This is a genomic window from Bradyrhizobium sp. S3.3.6 (genome assembly GCF_040546905.1).
Classification (GTDB): Bacteria; Pseudomonadota; Alphaproteobacteria; order Rhizobiales; family Xanthobacteraceae; genus Bradyrhizobium; species Bradyrhizobium cytisi.
In genome coordinates, this window is the sequence record NZ_JBEPOT010000018.1 from 33,606 (window position 1) to 53,130 (window position 19,525).

Annotated in this window: 19 protein-coding genes; 10 read left to right on the forward strand and 9 right to left on the reverse strand. The window is 63.9% G+C overall.

The genetic code is table 11. The features are described from left to right. Positions 1–3 precede the first annotated feature (3 nt). From ABID59_RS34855 to ABID59_RS34870, 4 genes are all read right to left on the reverse strand, one after another. Complete coding sequence (locus ABID59_RS34855) at positions 4–1,218, reverse strand: substrate-binding protein (protein ID WP_354086375.1); 1,215 nt, start codon at positions 1,216–1,218, stop codon at positions 4–6. Between the two features lie 4 nt (positions 1,219–1,222). After that, complete coding sequence (locus ABID59_RS34860) at positions 1,223–2,080, reverse strand: branched-chain amino acid ABC transporter permease (RefSeq protein ID WP_148751960.1); 858 nt, start codon at positions 2,078–2,080, stop codon at positions 1,223–1,225. Between the two features lie 36 nt (positions 2,081–2,116). Continuing rightward, a complete protein-coding gene (locus ABID59_RS34865) occupies positions 2,117–3,631 on the reverse strand; it encodes an amidase (RefSeq protein WP_354086376.1) in 1,515 nt (504 codons plus the stop codon). A 167-nt stretch (positions 3,632–3,798) separates the two neighbouring features. After that, positions 3,799–4,983: a substrate-binding domain-containing protein gene (locus tag ABID59_RS34870; RefSeq protein ID WP_246229934.1), complete on the reverse strand. Its 1,185-nt coding sequence runs from the start codon at positions 4,981–4,983 to the stop codon at positions 3,799–3,801. Positions 4,984–5,171: 188 nt separating this feature from the next. Between ABID59_RS34870 and ABID59_RS34875 the strand changes: the two genes are divergently transcribed. Then, positions 5,172–5,597 carry a MarR family winged helix-turn-helix transcriptional regulator gene (locus ABID59_RS34875; protein WP_148751963.1) on the forward strand — a complete coding sequence of 142 codons (426 nt, stop codon included), beginning with the start codon at positions 5,172–5,174 and terminating at the stop codon, positions 5,595–5,597. A 171-nt stretch (positions 5,598–5,768) separates the two neighbouring features. Here ABID59_RS34875 and secA read toward each other — a convergent pair whose 3' ends face one another. After that, positions 5,769–8,609: a preprotein translocase subunit SecA gene (gene secA / locus ABID59_RS34880; protein ID WP_354086377.1), complete on the reverse strand. Its 2,841-nt coding sequence runs from the start codon at positions 8,607–8,609 to the stop codon at positions 5,769–5,771. Positions 8,610–8,961: 352 nt separating this feature from the next. Between secA and ABID59_RS34885 the strand changes: the two genes are divergently transcribed. From ABID59_RS34885 to mutT, 3 genes are all read left to right on the forward strand, one after another. After that, positions 8,962–9,873, forward strand: a complete 912-nt coding sequence (locus tag ABID59_RS34885; RefSeq protein WP_148756439.1) for a peptidylprolyl isomerase — start codon at positions 8,962–8,964, stop codon at positions 9,871–9,873. 143 nt (positions 9,874–10,016) lie between these two features. Beyond that, positions 10,017–11,258: a bifunctional glutamate N-acetyltransferase/amino-acid acetyltransferase ArgJ gene (gene argJ, locus ABID59_RS34890; RefSeq protein WP_354086378.1), complete on the forward strand. Its 1,242-nt coding sequence runs from the start codon at positions 10,017–10,019 to the stop codon at positions 11,256–11,258. Between the two features lie 9 nt (positions 11,259–11,267). Continuing rightward, on the forward strand, positions 11,268–11,678 hold the full coding sequence (mutT, locus tag ABID59_RS34895) for an 8-oxo-dGTP diphosphatase MutT (RefSeq protein WP_148756441.1): 411 nt from the start codon (positions 11,268–11,270) through the stop codon (positions 11,676–11,678). A gap of 63 nt (positions 11,679–11,741) precedes the next feature. On the opposite strand, the gene ABID59_RS34900 is transcribed toward mutT, so the two are convergent. Then, complete coding sequence (locus tag ABID59_RS34900) at positions 11,742–12,611, reverse strand: methyltransferase domain-containing protein (protein ID WP_354086411.1); 870 nt, start codon at positions 12,609–12,611, stop codon at positions 11,742–11,744. Between the two features lie 117 nt (positions 12,612–12,728). Here ABID59_RS34900 and ABID59_RS34905 point away from each other — a divergent pair, with 117 nt between their 5' ends. From ABID59_RS34905 to ABID59_RS34925, 5 genes are all read left to right on the forward strand, one after another. Next, a complete protein-coding gene (locus ABID59_RS34905; protein WP_148756443.1) occupies positions 12,729–13,043 on the forward strand; it encodes an NIPSNAP family protein in 315 nt (104 codons plus the stop codon). A gap of 65 nt (positions 13,044–13,108) precedes the next feature. Further along, positions 13,109–13,906 (forward strand): ComF family protein, encoded by a 798-nt coding sequence (locus ABID59_RS34910; RefSeq protein WP_354086379.1) that lies wholly within the window; start codon positions 13,109–13,111, stop codon positions 13,904–13,906. A gap of 47 nt (positions 13,907–13,953) precedes the next feature. Then, positions 13,954–14,229 carry a glutaredoxin 3 gene (gene grxC / locus ABID59_RS34915; RefSeq protein ID WP_148756472.1) on the forward strand — a complete coding sequence of 92 codons (276 nt, stop codon included), beginning with the start codon at positions 13,954–13,956 and terminating at the stop codon, positions 14,227–14,229. Further along, complete coding sequence (locus ABID59_RS34920; protein WP_148756445.1) at positions 14,226–15,104, forward strand: carbon-nitrogen hydrolase family protein; 879 nt, start codon at positions 14,226–14,228, stop codon at positions 15,102–15,104. The genes grxC and ABID59_RS34920 overlap by 4 nt, the downstream gene beginning before the upstream one ends. Beyond that, complete coding sequence (locus ABID59_RS34925) at positions 15,101–15,583, forward strand: DUF1178 family protein (RefSeq protein WP_354086380.1); 483 nt, start codon at positions 15,101–15,103, stop codon at positions 15,581–15,583. The genes ABID59_RS34920 and ABID59_RS34925 overlap by 4 nt, the downstream gene beginning before the upstream one ends. A gap of 13 nt (positions 15,584–15,596) precedes the next feature. Here ABID59_RS34925 and ABID59_RS34930 read toward each other — a convergent pair whose 3' ends face one another. From ABID59_RS34930 to ABID59_RS34940, 3 genes are all read right to left on the reverse strand, one after another. Further along, a complete protein-coding gene (locus tag ABID59_RS34930; RefSeq protein WP_354086381.1) occupies positions 15,597–16,496 on the reverse strand; it encodes an EamA family transporter in 900 nt (299 codons plus the stop codon). Positions 16,497–16,616: 120 nt separating this feature from the next. Continuing rightward, complete coding sequence (ubiG, locus tag ABID59_RS34935) at positions 16,617–17,390, reverse strand: bifunctional 2-polyprenyl-6-hydroxyphenol methylase/3-demethylubiquinol 3-O-methyltransferase UbiG (RefSeq protein ID WP_187435493.1); 774 nt, start codon at positions 17,388–17,390, stop codon at positions 16,617–16,619. Positions 17,391–17,405: 15 nt separating this feature from the next. Next, positions 17,406–17,873 carry a PH domain-containing protein gene (locus ABID59_RS34940; RefSeq protein WP_148756448.1) on the reverse strand — a complete coding sequence of 156 codons (468 nt, stop codon included), beginning with the start codon at positions 17,871–17,873 and terminating at the stop codon, positions 17,406–17,408. Between the two features lie 179 nt (positions 17,874–18,052). Between ABID59_RS34940 and ABID59_RS34945 the strand changes: the two genes are divergently transcribed. Then, complete coding sequence (locus tag ABID59_RS34945; protein WP_148756449.1) at positions 18,053–19,309, forward strand: aspartate kinase; 1,257 nt, start codon at positions 18,053–18,055, stop codon at positions 19,307–19,309. The last annotated feature ends 216 nt before the right edge of the window (positions 19,310–19,525 follow it).

The window sequence follows — 19,525 nt, forward strand, 5'->3', positions numbered from 1 at the left end:
ACCTTAGCATTCCTTGGGATCGACCAGACCGTCGCTGCGTCCGACGATCTCGTAGTTCCCGGCTTTGGCAACCGCGGTGTACATCTTCATCTTGCAGTGGCGCTTGCCCGGCACCATCTCGGCCGGTCCGCCCGGCCCTTCCGCGATCTTGGCGTGATCGAGCGCGGCGGCGACCGAGTCGCGGTCGACCTTGCCGGCTTCCTTCACCGCAGCTTCCCACAGCTTCAGACCACGATAGGTGCCGGTCGCGGCACTTCCGGCGGCGAACAGGAAGTTGCCCGGAAAGTCCTTCTCGTAGGCCGCCTGGATTTTTGCGTCGAACGGGCTCTCCTTGGTCAGCACCTTGAAATAGTCGAGGCAGCTCGCGAGGCCCTCGATCTCGGCGGCCTGATTGATGTTCAGCGTGTTCTCGTCATAGTAGACGCAGGCCAGGCGCCCGCCGTTCTTGAGGAAGCCGGCTTCATAGAGCTGCTTGAAGAACGGGCCGACGCCCGGCGGAATGACGGTGTTGAAGACGACGTCGACCTTGTTGGAGATGATGCGGTTGACGGTCGCGGAGAAGTCGACCTGGTCGAGCGGGTAATATTCCTCGAACACGACCTCGCCGCCATTGGCTTCGATCACCTTGCGGGCATAGACGTTGAGCGTGTGCGGCCACACATAATTGGCGCTGGGCAGCGCGAACTTCTTGCCGCCGTTCTTGATCAGCCAGGGGATGAATTCGTCGCACTGCTGCGCCGGGGTCGGCCCGGTGCAGAACAGATAGGGCGTGCACTCCTTGCCTTCATAGAGCTGCGGATAGATGTAGAGCGTCTTGCCGCGCGCCACGATCGGATCCTTGATCGCGTTGCGCATCGACGAGGTGATGCCGCCGAGCACCATGTCGACCTTGTCACGCTGGATCAGCTTGCGCACGTTGCCGACAGCGACCGATTCATTCGACGCGGTGTCCTCGATATAGAGCTCGAGCGGTCGGCCGAGCAGGCCGCCGGCATCGTTCATCTGCTTGACCAGCATCTTGGCGACGTTGGCGTCCGCCGTGCCGGCGTACGCAATCGGACCGGTGAGATCGGTTGCGATGCCGACCTTGATCGGCGCTTCGGCCGCGTTGGCCCACGGCGCCGGAATCACCCAGCTTCCCACCCCGGTTGCGACCGCGCCGGAGGCGAAAGCGAAATTGGAGAGGAAGCGGCGGCGCGAAAGCTGACGATCGAACATGTGACTAAACCCCTTTTCCAGCGATGAGGCCCTGCGGCCGGAATTTGATGAAGGCAATGGCGAGAACGAAAACGAGGACATCGGCGACCACGGGCGCCATGACCCAGGGCAGCGCGGCGCTGAGCGTGCCGATCACGCCGGCGCCGGCAACGGGGCCGATGAACGACCCGACGCCGCCGACCATGACGGCGACAAAGCCCTGAATCAGGAAGCGGATGCCGAGATCGGCATAGAGGCTGAACACCGGCACGATCAGCGCGCCGGCAAGGCCGGCCAGTGCGGAGCCGAAAGCAAAGGTGGCGCCATACATCAGAGGCGTCGAAATGCCGGATGCGCGCGCCAGCGACGGGTTCTCCAGCGTGGCGCGCATGCGCAGACCAAAGCTCGTGCGCGACAGCAGGAGATAGCAGCCGACCATCACCAGCAGCGTGATGACGATGATGGTGAAGCGCCAGGCCGAGATATGCATGGTGCCGATGTCGATCGAGCCGCCGATCGGCTCGGGCACGGTGAGATAGAAGCCGCCGATCAGGCCGCGCACGGATTCGCGGATGATGAGGCCGAGCGCGTAGGTGCCGAGCATGGCCACGATCGGCGCGGCGTAGAAGCGGCGGATGATCAGCGCCTCCAGCACGAAGCCGAGCGCACCGACCAGGAAAGGCGCTGCAACCATGCCGGTCCAGATCGGCAGGCCCTTGGCGTAGGCGAGATAGGTGATGTAGGCCCCGAGCAGGACGAACTCGCCCTGCGCAAAGTTGAAGATGCCCATCATGCTGGCGATGATCCCGAGCCCCAGCACGATCAGGACGATGATCGCGCCGAAGCTCAGGATCTCGAAAGCCGCGACGAACGCGTTAGCCATGCGATGCTGTTCCGTTCGTCTGCACTAATTCCTCTCTCACATCTTCTTCCAGTCGCCGATCTGCTCGAAGGCGTGCGCGGCGCGGTAGATGGTGGATTCCTCGAACATGCGGCCGACCAGCATCAGGCCGACGGGCAGCCCGTCGACCATGCCGCAGGGCAACGACATCGCGGGATGATGGGTAATGTCGAACGGCGCGGTATTTGAGATCATCTCCAGGGCACGGGCGACGTAGTCCTCGCGGCTGGCCGTCGGTTCCGGCAGCTTGGTCGCCTTCATTGGCGTCGTCGGCAGCAGCAAAAGGTCGTATTCGCGGAACGCCTTGTCGTAGGCCGCAGTCAGGCGGCGGGAAATGTTGAGCGCCTTGCCGTAGTAGCGTGGTCCAAAGGTGTTGTTGATGTAGGTGCCCAGCAACAGAAACAGCTTTGTCGTCTCGGACAACGAGTCCGCCTGCCGGCGCCAGCCGCGGTGGAAGTCCATCAGCGAAGTCGAATAGAGATCGGACCGGCTCAAGCCGTAGCCGTCGCCATACATCATGGTCTGGGTCATGCCCTCGGTACCGATCGGTGTCCAGATCGCGGGACCGGCGAGATGCATCGGGATAGAGACGGTCTCGACAGTGGCGCCGAGATCCTTGAAACGCTTTGCGGCCTCGCGCACGCTTTCATTGACGGCGGCCTCGGCAGTCGCCTGCTCGAAGCCTTCCTTCAAGATGCCGATCTTCATTCCCTTGACGCCCTGGCCGAGCGCCTTGGTGTATTCCTCCACCTTCGGCGCCTTGATGCGGGGATCGTAGCCGTCATCGCCAGCGAGCACTTCGAGCAGCAGCGCGTTGTCGGCGACGGTCGCCGTCATCGGACCGGTGTGATCGACGAAAATCTCGATCGGCATGATGCCGGTGTAGGGCACGAGGCCCCAGGTCGGCTTCATGCCGTAGGTGCCGCAAAACGAGGACGGCATGCGGATCGAGCCGCCCTGGTCGCCGCCCATCGCCATGTCGGCTTCGCCCAAGGCAACGACAACGCCGCTGCCCGAGGACGAGCCCCCGGCCGAATAGCCCATCTTGTAGGGATTATGCACCGCGCCGACCGCGTTGGTGTGACTGCCGCCGGACATGCAAAAGGATTCACAGTGGGTCTTGCCGAGGATTTCCCCGCCGGCATCCAGGATGCGCGTGACGACGGTGGCGTCGAAATCGGGGATATAGCCTTCCAGCGTCGTTGAGCCGTTCATCATGGGCACGCCGGCCAGCATGATGTTGTCTTTCAGCGCGACGGTCTTGCCCTTGAGCTTGCCAGCCGGGGCGCCCTTCACGCTCGACTTGCGATACCAGGCATTGCGCGGATTTTCTTCCGCCGACGGCCGGTAGCCCGGCGTCCGCGGATATTTCACCTCCGGCACCTCGTCCGGCATCGCGCCGACGAGGTTGTAGGCATCGATCGAGCCCTGCATCAGGCCACGGAACGATGTCACGTCGGCGTCGGTCAGTGCGAGACCGCACTGCTCGGCGACGCTGCGAAGTTGGGCTGGCGTGGGAAGGACAACTGTCACGGCGCGCTCCTTGAGGCTTCTTGATCCCTGGCTTTGAACGGACAGCCGCTGGGCTCGGGCCTGCACGGCGCGGGCCAATCGGCATCGCGTTGATACTAGAGACGGAAATATTTTCCTTTTCAAGTATTATTTTAGAGCGGATCATGCGCTGATTGCCACGCGTGGCGTCAGACCGGCTTGATCAGCTTGAAGTCGAGGCCATCGGCCTCGGCGAGATACATCTGCATCCGGGCGTGACCGTTGCGAACGACCACCGGGCCGCGCGCGCCGCCGTAATCGATGTTGCGCCCCGCCGCGAGCATCGGCCCCATCGCCAACGAACCGGCCTTGTTCGCGACGGCTTCAAGGAAACGCAGGCCCTCGTAGCTGGACTGGCCTAGCGAGCCGATCGGCGCGGCGTTCGGTCCGAACATCTGGCGATAACGGCTTTGAAAATCGTCATTGGCGCGCGACCCGACACCGGGAAAATAGCCGGAGGCACAGAACATGTTCTCGCTGTTGTCTGCGCCGATGCCGAGCAGCACCGTCTCGTCCATCGCGCCGGCCAGCCGCAACGTCGTCGCGGCGAGACCGCACTCGCCGAAGGCGCGATTGAAGGTGATGCTGTCCGTGCCGATCAGCGAGATCAGGACGACGTCCGGTCTTGCGGCGCGGATCCGCTCCAGATGCGGCTCGTGGTTGTCCTCGCCAAGAGGAACGAACTCCTCGCCGACGACGCATCCGCCGGTTTCCTTGATGTAACGCTTCACCGCGCGATGCGATTGCCATGGCCAGACATAATCGCTGCCGATCAGGTACCAGCGCGCCGCGTTCTTGACGTCGGCCAGCCAGTGGATCGCAGGACGGCTCTGCCAGCGCGGCGTTTCGCCGATCGCCATGACGCCTGGCGTCAGTTCGCCGCCTTCATAGACGGGCGTGTAGATGTAGGGGATCCGGTTTGCCGTGGTGATCTTGCGGAGCGCGACACGAACCGCGCTGGTGTGCATGCCGACGACGAGATCGATCTCGTCGTCGACGACCGCCTGCTCGGCGCGGTTCAGGACACTGTCGAGCGGACCGCCGGCATCATAAATCGACAGCTCGATCTCGCGCCCCAAAATGCCGCCACGCTTGTTGATCTCGGCGACCGCGAGCTGCGCGGTGTTGGTGGCGCATGGCCCCCAGATGCCGGGCGAGCCGGTGCAGCAGATGAAGCAGCCGACGCGCAGCTTGTTCGTACCGCGACGCCGAAGAAAGGCATGATCGTTGGGCGACAACGCACCATCAGCCGCCGATGACGACAGATTCCTGAACAGCAAGGACGGCGGCAACGCCGGACCGCCGTGTGCCGGGAAGTTTACCGTCGCGCGCACGCCAACTCCTGTCTGGTACCAGACCTGAAAGCACATTGAGCAGGCGGCCGCGGCACCCGCCCTTTTGTTGTGCAATCATCCTATTTTGAAAATATTGAATATTCAAGAATTGAAGTGCATATAGAAGCAGCATTGATTGCAAGACATTCACTCATTTGGGTCAAGACGAAGTCTTAGCCGTGGCAAAAATGAACGCTCCAATCACCGAACACCTCGCTTACCTGCTCGCGCAAGCAAACCGGGAGATCAACCGGCAGCTCGAACTGCGGTTGAGCAAGGAGGGGGTTCCCGTCGAGCAATGGCGCATCCTGAAAGTGCTGTCGGATGGCGACGGCCATTCGATGGGCGAGCTTGCGGACGCTGTGCTGCTCAACCATCCGACGCTGACCAAGATGATCGACCGCATGGTCTCCGACACGCTGGTCTACCGCGTGCAGGACCCGAACGACCGCCGCAAGGTTTTGATGTTCATCTCCGACCGCGGCAAGGTGCTGTGCAAGAAGCTCAACTCGCTCGCGGTCGACCAGGAGGAGCACATCCTGGAGAGCTACGGCGACAAGCCGACCAGCGAGCTCAAGCGGCTGCTGGAGAGCTTGATCGATAGCTCGAATTGAGGGGCGGCTTTACGCTTTCTCGCCGCTACGAGAATTGCGCGCCACACGCACACCTGTCATCGCCCGATTTAATCGGGCGATCCAGTATTCCGAGAGGGTCGTGATTGAGCCGAGAGGCCGCTGCGTACTGGATGCCCCGCCTTCGCGGGGCACGACAGAGAGCTAAACCGCTTACGCGTACCGCCCGTGGCAGTGCTTGTACTTCTTGCCTGAGCCGCAGGGGCAGTCCTCGTTGCGGCCGATCTTGCCCCAACTGGCAGGGTTCTTCGGATCGCGCAGCGCGGCATCCGTGGCCTGCGGGGCCAGCGTGACGCTGGCGAGCGCCATTTCGTCCTCGCCGGTATCCGGATTGAGCTTGTGCGCTTCCATCTGCGGCAGGATGGGCGCCTCCTGCTCCGGCGGGACGATCTCGACCCGCATCAGCTGCGCGGTAACGGCCTCGCGCAGGTGCGCGCTCATCTCCTGGAAGAGATTGAAGGCTTCGGTCTTGTACTCCTGCAACGGATCGCGCTGGCCGTAGCCGCGCAGGCCGATGACCTGGCGCAGATGGTCGAGCATGATCAGATGCTCGCGCCAGAGATGGTCGAGCGTCTGCAGCAGAATGGTCTTCTCGACGTAACGCATCACGTCGGGACCCCATTGCCCGACCTTGGCTGCCATGTGCTCGTCGGCGCGGGTCTCGATGCGCTTGAGCAACTCCTCGTCGGCGATGCCCTCTTCCTTGGCCCAGTCCTGGACCGGCAGGTCGAGATCGAGCACGCGCTTCAGCTCTTCGTTCAGGCCGGCGACATCCCACTGCTCGGCATAGGCATGCTCGGGCACGTGCTTGGCAACGAGATCGTCGATGAAGGCGTGGCGCATGTCGGTGACGGTCTCGGCAACGCTGTCGTCCTTCATCAGCTCGACGCGCTGGTCGAAGATCACCTTGCGCTGGTCGTTCTGGACGTTGTCGAACTTGAGCAGATTCTTGCGGATGTCAAAGTTGCGGGCCTCGACCTTCTGCTGCGCCTTCTCCAAGGCCTTGTTGATCCAGGGATGGATGATGGCCTCGCCCTCTTGCAGGCCGAGACGCTGGAGCATGCTGTCGAGGCGATCCGAGCCGAAGATGCGCATCAGATCGTCTTCCAACGACAGGAAGAACTTCGAACGGCCGGGGTCGCCCTGACGGCCGGAACGGCCGCGCAGCTGGTTGTCGATGCGGCGGGATTCATGCCGCTCCGAACCGATGATGTAGAGGCCGCCCGGCTTCTTGACGGTCTTGGCCGGCTTCGAGCCCTTTGCCGGCTCGATCTCGACGGTCTCCTCGGCCTTCAGGACGATCTCGCGGAAGTGCTCGATGTCGGCCTTGATCTGCTCGATCTTCCTGGCCTTCTCGGCCTCGTCCGCGATATCAGCAGTCTCCTGCTGGATCCGCATGTCGAGCGAGCCGCCAAGCTTGATGTCGGTACCGCGGCCGGCCATGTTGGTCGCGATCGTGATCGCGCCGGGAACACCGGCCTCGGCAACGATGTAGGCTTCCTGCTCGTGGAAGCGCGCGTTCAGCACCGCGAACAGCTTTGCCGGCTTGTTGGCGCGCGCCGCGGCGTACAGCTTCTGCATCGAGTTCTCGTTGCCGAAGTCGATCTGCCGGTAGCCGTGCTTCTTGAGGTACTCGGCAATCACCTCCGACTTTTCGATCGAGGCCGTGCCGACCAGAACCGGCTGCAGCCGCGCATTGGCGCGCTCGATCTCGGCCAGGATCGCAGCGTATTTCTCGTTCTGGGTGCGATAGACCTCGTCGTCCTCATCCAGGCGGGCGACCGGCAGATTGGTCGGGATCTCCACGACCTCGAGCTTGTAGATGTCGAACAACTCGTCGGCTTCCGTCAGCGCCGTGCCGGTCATGCCGGCGAGCTTTTCGTACATCCGGAAATAGTTCTGGAAGGTGATCGAGGCGAGCGTCTGGTTCTCCGGCTGGACCTGGACGTGCTCCTTGGCTTCCAGCGCCTGGTGCAGGCCTTCGGAATAGCGGCGGCCCTGCATCATGCGGCCGGTGAACTCATCGATGATCACGACCTCGTCGTCGCGGACGATGTAGTCCTTGTCGCGTGTGAACAGCGTGTGGGCGCGCAGCGCCTGGTTGATGTGGTGCACGACGGAGACGTTCTCGACGTCGTAGAGCGACTCGCCCTTGAGCTGGCCGGCATCGCGCAGCAGCTTCTCGATCTTCTCCATGCCGGCTTCGGTGAGCGTCACCGTGCGCTGCTTCTCGTCGACGTCGTAGTCGCTCTTGTCGAGCTTGGGCAGGAACGAGTCGATGGTGTTGTAGAAGTCGGAACGGTCGTCGAGCGGGCCGGAGATGATGAGCGGCGTGCGCGCTTCGTCGATCAGGATGGAGTCGACTTCGTCGACGATCGCATAGAAATGCGGCCGCTGGACCATGTCCTCGAGCCGGTACTTCATGTTGTCGCGGAGATAGTCGAAGCCGTATTCGTTGTTGGTGCCGTAGGTGATGTCGCAGGCATAGGCCGCCTTGCGCTCGGCATCGTCGAGGCCATGGACGATCACGCCGGTGGTCAGGCCGAGGAAGCCGTAAATCTGGCCCATCCAGGCGGAGTCGCGGCGGGCGAGGTAATCGTTGACGGTGACGACGTGGACGCCCTTGCCGGCGAGCGCGTTGAGGTAGACCGCGAGCGTTGCCACCAGCGTCTTGCCTTCGCCGGTCTTCATCTCGGCGATGTCGCCCTCGTGCAGCACCATGCCGCCGATCAGCTGGACGTCGAAATGGCGCTGGCCGAGCGTGCGCTTGGCAGCTTCGCGCACGGTGGCGAAGGCTGGCACCAGCAAATCGTCCAGCGTCTTGCCCTCGGCAAGCTGCTTCTTGAAGTCAGCGGTGCGGGCCTTGAGCGCCTCGTCGGAGAGCTTCGAGACCTCGGGCTCCAGCGCGTTGATCGCGTTGACGCGGGACTGATATCCCTTCACCCGCCGGTCGTTGGCGGAGCCGAAAAACTTGCGGGCGAGCGCGCCGATCATGCCTAGTTCCTGTGTTCGCGATTTAACCGCGTTGCAGCCAAGAAGTTGTCACCCGCCTGCCTATCAACTCACCGTGACGCCTGTCGGCGTCAGAGCCCGGACTGCGGGGGTCATCCGCCAGATGGGTGGGAATTGGGCTAGTCTGGGTTCAACGGCCAAAAACGCAGCAAAATAAACGCCATCGCCATGGTCGCGACCGGGCAGAGATATGGCCCGGTCAGGGCCTTGTCAACGGCAGGCGCATTGCGGCTAATTCATCATTTTGACAGACTTTTCGCGTTGCCAAGCCCCCCTGAATTGGGCGAGTGTCCGCCCCGCTTAAGCAGCCCCTGCTTCAACATAAGGATTTTGCATGACCACCTCGTTCCCGGTCACCACCGGCCAGCGTTTCCGCCACGCGTCCGCCCTGGCTGGCTGCTTTGCCCTGGCGCTGTCCCTGGCGTTCGCTGGTCCGCTCCGGGCCGCCGACGATCCGGTCCTGGCGAAGGTCAATGGCGTTGACATCAAGAAGAGCGACGTCGCCATGGCCGAGGAGGAACTCGGACCGAGCCTCGCCCAGATGGATCCCGCGACCAAGGACGAGAATGTCCTGTCGTTCCTGATCGACATGAAGATCGTGTCCAAGGCCGCCGAGGACAAGAAGGTCGCCGACGGCGAGGAATTCAAGAAGCGGATGGCGTTCGCCCGCAATCGCCTGCTGATGGACAGCCTGCTGGCCCAGGAAGGCAAGGCCGCGACCAACGACGACGCCATGAAGAAGGTCTACGAGGAGGCCTCCAAGCAGATCACCGGCGAGCAGGAAGTGCGCGCCCGCCACATCCTGGTCGAGACCGAGGACGAGGCCAAGGCGGTGAAGGCCGAGCTCGACAAGGGCGCCGATTTCGCCGAGCTCGCCAAGAAGAAGTCCAAGGATCCCGGCTCCGCCGACGGCGGCGACCTCGGCTTCTTCACCAAGGAGCAGATGGTGCCGGAATTCTCGGCCGTCGCGTTCGCGCTCGAGCCGGGCAAGATCTCCGATCCCGTGAAGTCGCAGTTCGGCTGGCACATCATCAAGGTCGAGGAAAAGCGCAACCGCAAGGCGCCGGAGTTCGACCAGGTCAAGGCCCAGATCGAGCAGTACGTCACCCGCAAGGCCCAGGCCGACTACGTCGCCAAGCTCCGCGCCGAAGCCAAGGTCGAGCGGACGGACCAGCCGGCGGCCGACGCAAAGCCGGCCGATACCAAGCCTTCCGACAGCAAGATGGCGCCCCCCGCCAAGAAGTAAAAATTCGCTGTCACTTCGGTGACGCCAAGAGTATCTAAGCATCGCAATGGCCGGGCCGAAAGTGCGAAGCACGTCTTCGCACTTGATGTCCCGGCCATCTGCATATCCAGACCTCACCAAGGCACAAGCCAAGGCACCTCGCGATGTCCTCAACCGCCTCCCCGCTCGCCCCGAAGAACGTTCCCGCCATGCCGGTGATCGCGGGCGTCCGTCTCGCGACGGCCGAGGCCGGCATCCGCTACAAGAACCGCACCGACGTGCTGCTGGCGGTCATGGACAAGGGCACCGCGGTCGCCGGCGTCTTCACCAAGTCGAAGTGCCCGTCCGCGCCGGTCGAATGGTGCCGCGCCAAGCTCAAAGGCGGCAAGGCACGCGCGCTGGTCGTCAATTCCGGCAATGCCAACGCCTTCACCGGCAAGACCGGCCGCAGCTCCACGGCGCTGACCGCGAAGATCGCGGCCAAGGCCGTCGGCTGCAGCGAGAGCGAGATCTTTCTGGCCTCGACCGGCGTGATCGGCGAGCCGCTGGACGCGACCAAGTTCGACGGCGTGCTGGAACGCCTCGCCGAGACCACTGAGGCTGGCGATTATCTCGCTGCCGCCAAGGCGATCATGACCACCGACACCTTCCCCAAGGTCGCGACCGCGACCGTGAAGCTCGGCAAGGCCAAGGTCACCATCAACGGCATGGCCAAGGGCGCCGGCATGATCGCCCCCGACATGGCGACGATGCTATCCTTCATCTTCACCGACGCGCCGATCGCGCCCGCTGCGCTGCAGGCGCTGCTCAAGGCCGGCGTCGAGGACACTTTCAATGCCGTCACGATCGACGGCGACACCTCGACCTCCGATACGCTGCTGGCTTTCGCCACCGGCGCTGCCGCGGAGCACGGCGCACCAAAGATCGGCCGTGCCAGCGATCCGCGCCTGAAGTCCTTCGTCAAGGCGTTCAACCAAGTGCTCGCCAATCTTTCCGAACAAGTTGCCCGTGACGGCGAAGGCGCGCGCAAGCTGGTCGAGATCACTGTCGAGGGCGCCAAGACCAAGGCCTCGGCACGCAAGATCGCGATGTCGATCGCCAACTCGCCGCTGGTGAAGACCGCAATCGCCGGCGAGGACGCCAATTGGGGCCGCGTGGTCATGGCGGTCGGCAAGGCCGGCGAGCCGGCCGACCGCGACAAGCTCTCGATCTCCTTCAACGGCATCCGCGTCGCCAAGAGCGGCGCGCGCGATCCGTCGTACGACGAGGCGCAGGTGTCGGAAGCGATGAAGGCCCCGGAGATCGCGATCAAGGTGACGCTCGGCCTCGGCAAGGGCCGCGACCGCGTGCTGACCTGCGACCTCACCAAGGAATATGTCGCGATCAACGGCGATTACAGGTCGTAGCTGAAGCTGATGGCTGATCTCAAACTGACACTGGTGGTAGCGTGCGCGCTGGTCGACGCCGACAAGCGCGTCCTGATCGCGCAGCGCCCCGAGGGCAAGACGCTCGCGGGCCTCTGGGAATTTCCCGGCGGCAAGCTGGAGCCGGGCGAGCGGCCGGAGCAGAGCCTGATCCGCGAGCTCAATGAGGAGCTCGGCATCACCGTCGCCGAGCCGTGCCTGGCGCCGCTGACCTTCGCGAGCTACGGCTACGAGACCTTTCATCTGTTGATGCCGCTCTACATCTGCCGGCGCTGGGAGGGCCAGGTCATGGCGCGGGAGGGCCAGAAGCTGGCCTGGGTCCGTGCCAACAAGCTGCGCGACTATCCGATGCCGCCGGCGGACATTCCGCTGATCCCGCATTTGATTGACTTGCTGATGTGAGGCTTGCCTGCCCCGGACGCAGCGCAGCAGCGCAAGAGCGCTGCAGCGCGTCCGGGACACGTGTCAGCTCTCCCCGGCCTTCTTCACCGCCTCCGCCAGGCTCGCTTTCGCCGATCCCGGCTTCAGCGGCTGCTGCTGGCTCGCATGCGGGGCCCAACCGGAGAGCCAGATGATATCGAAGGTCGCACGGACGCGGCCGTCGGCGTCGGCAAAGCGCTCGGCATAGATTTCGGCCATGCGCAGCAGGGTCGCGCGCCGGCTCGGCGTGCGCCGCCGCTCGATCAGCACATTGGCCGCACCCATGCGGCGAAGATCCTGCATCAGGGCAAAAGCATTGGAATAGCGCACCACGACGCGGTCGACGTCGGTGACCGGCAGCGCAAAACCCGCCCGCTGCAACAGCGCGCCGATATCCCGCAGATCCGCGAACGGCGCCACCCGCGGCGACACGCCGCCCTCGCATTCGACTTCCGCCGCAGCAAACGCCTGGCGCAGCTCGGTCAGGCTGTCGCCGCCGATCATCGCGGCGAGCAGTAGCCCGTCCGGCTTCAGTGCCCGGCGAATTTGCGCGAGCACGCCGGGAAGATCGTTGACGAATTGCAGCGCCAGCGCCGACACGACAAGATCGAGGCTTTCGGGAGCGAAGGGCAGCTTCTCCTCGCCGGTTTCGCCAAGCGCGATCTGCTGAAATGACGGCAGTCGCGCTCGTAACGCCGCCAGCCCCTCGCCTGGCGTCCAGAGATCAGCCGGCGCGTGAAATTCGCGCATCACCGCAGCCAGCCGGTCGGACATGTCCTCGGCCACCCGATCGAGCAGGAAGGTCACGGCACCTTGCGCCTGCGCACGGCGCTGCCGCGCGTGCAGCAAAGCACGATCGAACAAGGCGGGCGGCGTTTGTGGGTTTGTGGCCATGGCGCTGGTTACGCCGATCATGCCGGTTCTGGCAATCCACTGCATGTGGCGCTAGCCTTCCTCGTGGACGCCGCACCGGCCCTCGCGTTCCAAGCCAACAATGCGCGCCAGCTTTGTGGCGCACTGGAGCATCAGACGATGATCACCTGTTACCTGCGATACGAGATCCCCCCGGACAAGCTCGCCGAATTCGAAGCTTATGGCAGGATGTGGCTGGAACTAGTGCCAAGATTCGGCGGCATCCACCACGGCTACTTCCTGCCATCGGAAGGGGCGAGCGACGTCGCCCTCGCGATGTTCAGCTTCCCGAGCCTCGCGGCGTACGAACAGTATCGGAAGGACAGCGCCGAAGATCCGGACGTCCAGAAGGCGATCGACTTCGCAAGGCAAACGCGCTGCTTCCGTCGCTATGAGCGATCGTTCTTCCGGCCCGTGCTGCCGAAAGGGCCGTAGGCCGGGCACAGACAAGAGCAGCCCATTGCCTTGAGCGTGGCGCAGGACGGGGCTAGCCTTGCCCAATGGACGCCGAGGCATCACCATCACGCTCCATTTCCAGCCATCTGCGCGGCGCGCTCAAGGCCTGCCGCGGTGTGCTGGCGCATCTGCCAAGGCTCGCGCTCGACATTGCGCTACCGACCTTGTGCGTCTCCTGCCGCGAGCCGGTGGATGGCGAGGGTGTATGCGCGGCGTGCTGGGCAAGGCTGTCGTTCATCGAGCGGCCCTATTGCCCGCGGCTCGGTATTCCCTTTGTCTATGATCCCGGCCCCGACATGCTGTCGATGGAGGCGATCGCGAGTCCACCGGCCTACCAGCGGGCACGCGCGGCGGTGCGCTATGACGACGTCGCGCGCACGCTGGTGCATGCGCTGAAATACCAGGACCGCACGGATCTCGCGCCCGCCATGGGCCGCTGGATGGCACGCGCGGGCGGTGAGCTGCTTGCCGGCGCCGACATGCTGGTGCCGGTGCCCCTGCATTGGCGCCGGGCCTGGCGCCGCCGCTACAACCAGTCCGGTGCGCTGGCGCACATCATCGCGCGACAGAGCGGGATCAAGGTGCGGGGCGAGGTGCTGCGCCGGGTGCGCCACACGGAGCAGCAGATAGGCCTGTCGCGAGCCCAGCGCGCCGCGAACGTGCAGGGCGCATTCCAGGTATCCCCGGACCGTCAGGCCGAGATCCAGGGCCGGCGCATCGTCCTGGTCGATGATGTCCTGACATCAGGTGCGACGCTGGATGCCTGCGCGCGGGCCTTGCTGCGCGCCAAGGCAGCCCAGGTCGACGTGCTGGTCTTTGCCCGGGTTGTCGAGAGCCGCTAAACTCCCATATAATTCAACAAATTCATGACATGAAAGCGCTGGACGCCATGACCGCTGCTGTCGAGATCTACACCAGGCCGGGCTGCGGCTATTGTTCCGCAGCCCGGTCGCTTCTGACCCGCAAGAAGGCGAGCTTCACGGAATTCGACGTCGCCAAGGACGCGTCATGGCGCGACGAGATGTACGACCGCGCCGGCGAGGGCTCGACCTTCCCGCAGATCTGGATCGGCGGAACCCATATCGGCGGCTGCGACGACCTCTACGCGCTCGACCGCGAAGGCAAGCTGGACGGCCTCCTCGAAAGCGTCAAGGCGGCCTCATGAGCGACAGCAGGACCTTCACCGCCGCCATGGTGCAGATGCGCACCGGCTTGATGTCCGAGCCGAGCCTCGCACAGGCGACGAAACTGATCCGGGAGGCGGCTGCCAAGGGCGCCGACTACGTGCAGACGCCCGAAGTCAGCAACATGATGCAGCTGAACCGCAAGGCGCTGTTCGAGCATCTCCAGAGCGAAGAGGACGACGCCTCGCTGAAGGCATATCGCTCGCTCGCGGCCGAGCTGAAGATCCACATCCATGTCGGCTCGCTGGCGTTGCGCTTCTCGCCGGAGAAGGCGGTCAACCGCTCCTTCCTGATCGGGCCCGAGGGCAATGTGCTCGCGAGCTACGACAAGATCCACATGTTCGACATCGAGCTGCCGGACGGCGAGAGCTATCGCGAATCCGCCAATTACCAGCCGGGCGAGACCGCCGTGATCTCCGACCTGCCCTGGGGCCGCGTCGGGCTGACGATCTGCTACGACGTGCGCTTCCCCGCGCTCTACCGCGCACTCGCTGAAAGTGGCGCCTATTTCATCACCGTGCCGTCGGCCTTCACCCGCAAGACCGGCGAGGCGCACTGGCACATCCTGCTGCGGTCGCGCGCGATCGAGACGGGCTGCTTCATCTTCGCAGCTGCGCAGGCCGGCCTGCACGAGAACAAGCGCGAGACCTATGGTCACTCGCTGATCATCGATCCCTGGGGCGAGATTCTCGCCGAGGGCGGTGTCGAGCCCGGCATCATCATGGCCAAGATTGACCCGGCCAGGGTCGAGACCGCACGCCGCGCGATCCCCTCGCTCCAGCACGGCCGCCGCTTCGGCGTCTCCGATCCCAAGGCCGGGCCGGATCATCTGCACCTGGTGCGGGGATCGGTATGATCCGCTACGCGCTCCATTGCGACCGCAAGCACGCGTTCGAGAGCTGGTTCCAGAGTTCGTCGGCTTATGATTCGCAGGTGAAGCGCAAGCTCGTGACCTGCCCGATCTGCGGCTCGGCCAAGGTCGACAAGGCGATCATGGCGCCGCGTATCATCGGCAAGAAGGGGCGCGGCAGCGCGACACCGCCGCCGGAGCCGACCACGACGCCAACGCCTGAGGCGGCGCAGTCTGGATCCACCTCGCTGATGATGGCGCAGGAGCGCGAGCTCCGCACCAAGCTGAAAGAGCTGCGCGACCACATCGTCAAGAACGCCGACAATGTCGGCGAGCGTTTTGCCAACGAAGCCCGCGCGATGCATTACGGCGACAAGGAGCACCGTCCGATCTACGGCGAGGCCTCGCCCGACGAGGCAAAATCGCTGATCGACGAGGGTATCGAGGTGTCGCCGCTGCCGACGCTGCCGGAAGACAGGAATTGACGCGCAAAGCGCGTCAGAATCCCACCAGCAGCGCCACGCCGACCACGATCAGCACGATGCCAAAAATCTCGCGCGGCGCGATCGGCTGCTTGAAGGAGTAATACGCCACGGCTTGCGCGAACAGCACCTCGATCAGCGCGAGCGTGCGGACATTGGCGGCAGCCGTCAGCGCAAACGCCAGGAACCAGAATTGCGAGGCGAAGGCCCCCATGAAGCCCGCCAGCAGTGACGGCCTCCACAGCCCCAGGATCGACTGAAGCACTTTTGGCGCGCGCCAAAGCAGATAGATCGTCAGGATCAGCGTCTGCACGAACAGGCCGAGCACCAGCGTGAACGAGGCCGAGGTCACGAACGAGACGCCGGGAACGTTGATGATCGCGCCGCGGAAGCCAACAGCGGAGAGCGCGAAGGCCGCGGCCGCAACCAGGCCGGTGATCGTCGGCTTCAGCTCCGCAAAACTCTTCTCGCCGCCCGGCCGCAGCGCGGTGATGACGACGCCGACGGTCGCGATCACGATCGCCAACACCTTCAGCCAGGTCAGGTGATCGCCGAGGAAGACGAAGCCAAAGATCGCAGTCTGGATCGCCTCGGTCTTCAAATAGGCTGTCGTCACCACGAAGGAGCGGTCGTTCATCGCGAGCAGCATCAGCCCGGTGGCGACGATCTGGCTGAGCGCACCGAGCAGCAGCCACGGCCAGAACACGGTCGGCGGCATGCCGAGACGATCGCCGGTCGCGACCAGCACAAACCCTAGGAATAGCAGCGAGAACGGGAAGCCGAACAGGAAGCGGATATTGGTCGCGCCCCAGGTCCCCAGCGGCTTCGTCAGCGATCGCTGCATCGCATTGCGCGCGACCTGGCCGAGCGCAGCAATGACGGTGAAGGGAATCCAGAGGCTGGTGACGGTGAACATGGGGTGTGTGAGCGGGGGGTGACTGCACTACGGGGTAGATGACTGCAAACTGCCGAGGGCGCGGCAACAGGTCAATCGGCGCAACGTCATAGGAGCGATGCTCGCGCCTCGCTCACCCCCTCACACCATCCGCTCCGCCACGACCATGTAGTTCACGTCCATGTCCAACGAGAGGGTCCATTTGTCGGCGAAGGGGGAGTAGACCACGCCGGTCTGCTCGGTGATGACGAGGCGGTTGTCGAGGAGATACTTGGTCAGCTCGTCGGGGGTGACGAACTTGTTCCACTCGTGGGTGCCGCGCGGCAGCCAGCGCAGGACGTATTCAGCGCCGACGATGGCGAGCGCAAAGCTCTTCCAATTGCGGTTGAGGGTAGACACGACCATCAGGCCGTTGGGCTTCAGCATCGAGGCGCAGCGCTTCAGGAAGACGCCGACGTCGACGACGTGCTCGACCACCTCCATCGCCAGCACGATGTCGAAACGCTCGCGCGGATCGATCTCCTCCACCGTGGTGCAGCGATAGTCGATCGACAGATGGCTCTTGTCGGCATGCAGCTTCGCCGCGGCGATGTTGCTGGCCGACGGATCGACGCCGATGACCTGCGCACCCAGCCGCGACAGCGGCTCGCACAACAGGCCGGCGCCGCAGCCGATGTCGAGCACGCGGAGGCCGCCGAGGCAGTTGAGGCTGCGCACATTGCGCTCGAACTTGCGGCAGGCGGCGTCGCGGATATAGCCGAGCCGCAACGGATTGATCCGGTGCAGCGGCGCCATCTTGCCCTTGGGGTCCCACCATTCGGCCGAGAGCTTTGAGAATTTCGCGATCTCGGCGGCATCGACGGTCGAGCCCGGCGCGCGGGGTGCGGTTGCGGAAGTATCTTGCTGCATGCTCATGGGTTACGCGCGGTCCTACCGCGTGGTGATCGAACTACGGAAGGCGAGTGGCGAGGCGATGGTCTTGATCGTCTCAATGCCCTCGCCGACGCCGCGAATGGTCACGTCGCCGTAGTTGAGAATTCGTCCAAGAATGGTTTGATCGACGTCGACGCTCTCGACCTTGTCCAGCGCCATCTCGAAGGTGCGGCGCTTGATGAAGCCGGTCTTGTGCACAACCCGGAGGTTGGTGACGTCGGTCTCGGTGGTGAAGCGATGGAACCAGCCCTTCACGGTCCAGTAGAGCGCTGCCAGAGCCACGAGGCCGGACGCGACGAGACAGAGCAGGACGAGGCCTTCAACAATGGTTTGCCGGGACGCCACGAACAGCGCCAAGACTACGATCCAGGCCACAATCGCCGGAAAATAGAAGATCCAGTGCGCATTGGTCGAATACAGCACCCGCTCGCCCGGCTGCAGGATCTCGTCGATATAACGCGCCATGATCTCGGTTAACCCATTACCCCCAAAGGCGACGCCCCCAAAGGCGACCTCAAGCCTGCCCCCGCAGGAACCCGCTTGCCCCCGGCCCCGCCGCTATGTATACGCGCGGTCGGTGTCCGCAAGCACCCGTCCATTGCGGGTCACCATACTGATCCTTATGAGGGAATGCACGCGTCGTCATGAGCCGCCTCGTGATGAAATTCGGCGGCACGTCCGTCGCCAACATCGAACGTATCCGCAACGTCGCACGCCATGTGAAGCGTGAGGTCGACGCCGGCCATGAAGTGGCTGTGGTCGTCTCGGCGATGTCGGGCAAGACCAACGAGCTGGTGGCCTGGTGCACCGAGGCCTCGCCGATGCACGACGCGCGCGAATACGACGCCGTCGTCGCCTCCGGCGAGCAGGTGACCTCGGGCCTGCTCGCCATCGTGCTCCAGGGCATGGGTATCCAGGCCCGCTCCTGGCAGGGCTGGCAGATCGCGATCAAGACCAGCGACGCCCATGCCTCGGCCCGGATCGAGGACATCGACGGCAGCGAGATCATCACCCGTTTCAGGGATCGCAAGGAGGTCGCGGTCGTCGCCGGCTTCCAGGGCATCGATCCCAAGACCAACCGCATCACCACGCTCGGCCGCGGCGGCTCCGACACCTCGGCCGTGGCGATCGCCGCCGCCGTCAAGGCCGACCGCTGCGACATCTACACCGACGTCGACGGCGTTTACACCACCGACCCGCGAATCGTGCCGAAGGCCAAAAGGCTCGACAAGATCGCGTTCGAAGACATGCTGGAACTGGCCTCCCAGGGCGCGAAAGTGCTCCAGGTGCGCTCGGTGGAACTCGGCATGGTCCACAACATGCCGATCTTCGTCCGCTCGAGCTTCGACAAGCCCGAGGACATCGACCCGCATGCCAACCAGCCGCCCGGCACGCTGATCTGCAGCGAGGAGGAGATCATGGAAAGCCACGTCGTCACCGGCATCGCCTTTTCGAAGGACGAGGCCCAGATCTCGGTGCGCCAGATCGAGGACAAGCCCGGCGTGGCGGCGTCGATCTTCGGCCCGCTCGCGGATGCCAATATCAACGTCGATATGATCGTTCAGAACGTGTCCGAGGACGGCAAGACCACCGACCTCACCTTCACGGTGCCGGCCGCCGACTACAACCGCGCCAAGGACACGATTACCGCCGCCAAGGCCAAGATCGGCTATATCAGGCTTGATACCGCCACCGACGTCGCCAAGATCTCGGTGATCGGCAGCGGCATGCGCAGCCATGCCGGCGTCGCCGCTCAGGCGTTTTCGGCCCTCGCCGGACGGAACATCAACATCCGGGCCATTACAACCTCCGAGATCAAATTCTCGGTTTTGATCGACACCGCCTATACCGAGCTTGCGGTGCGCACCCTGCATACACTCTACGGCCTCGATCAGGTTTAGACTAATTTTCTCTTAGCGGTTGCAGCAAACGCGAAGTGTACACACCTTCGCGTTTGGCAGGCGTTTTGCTTGGCAAAACAAGCCTCAATTCGCTATACGGCGAACAGGGTGGGCTGCCGCAGACTGTGTCCCAGTTCAGGCTGCTGATTCGGTGCAAGCGGTGGCTTGCGCCTGCGCCGGACGGACAATTTGATTGTTTTTCTGGAATTTTAGGCC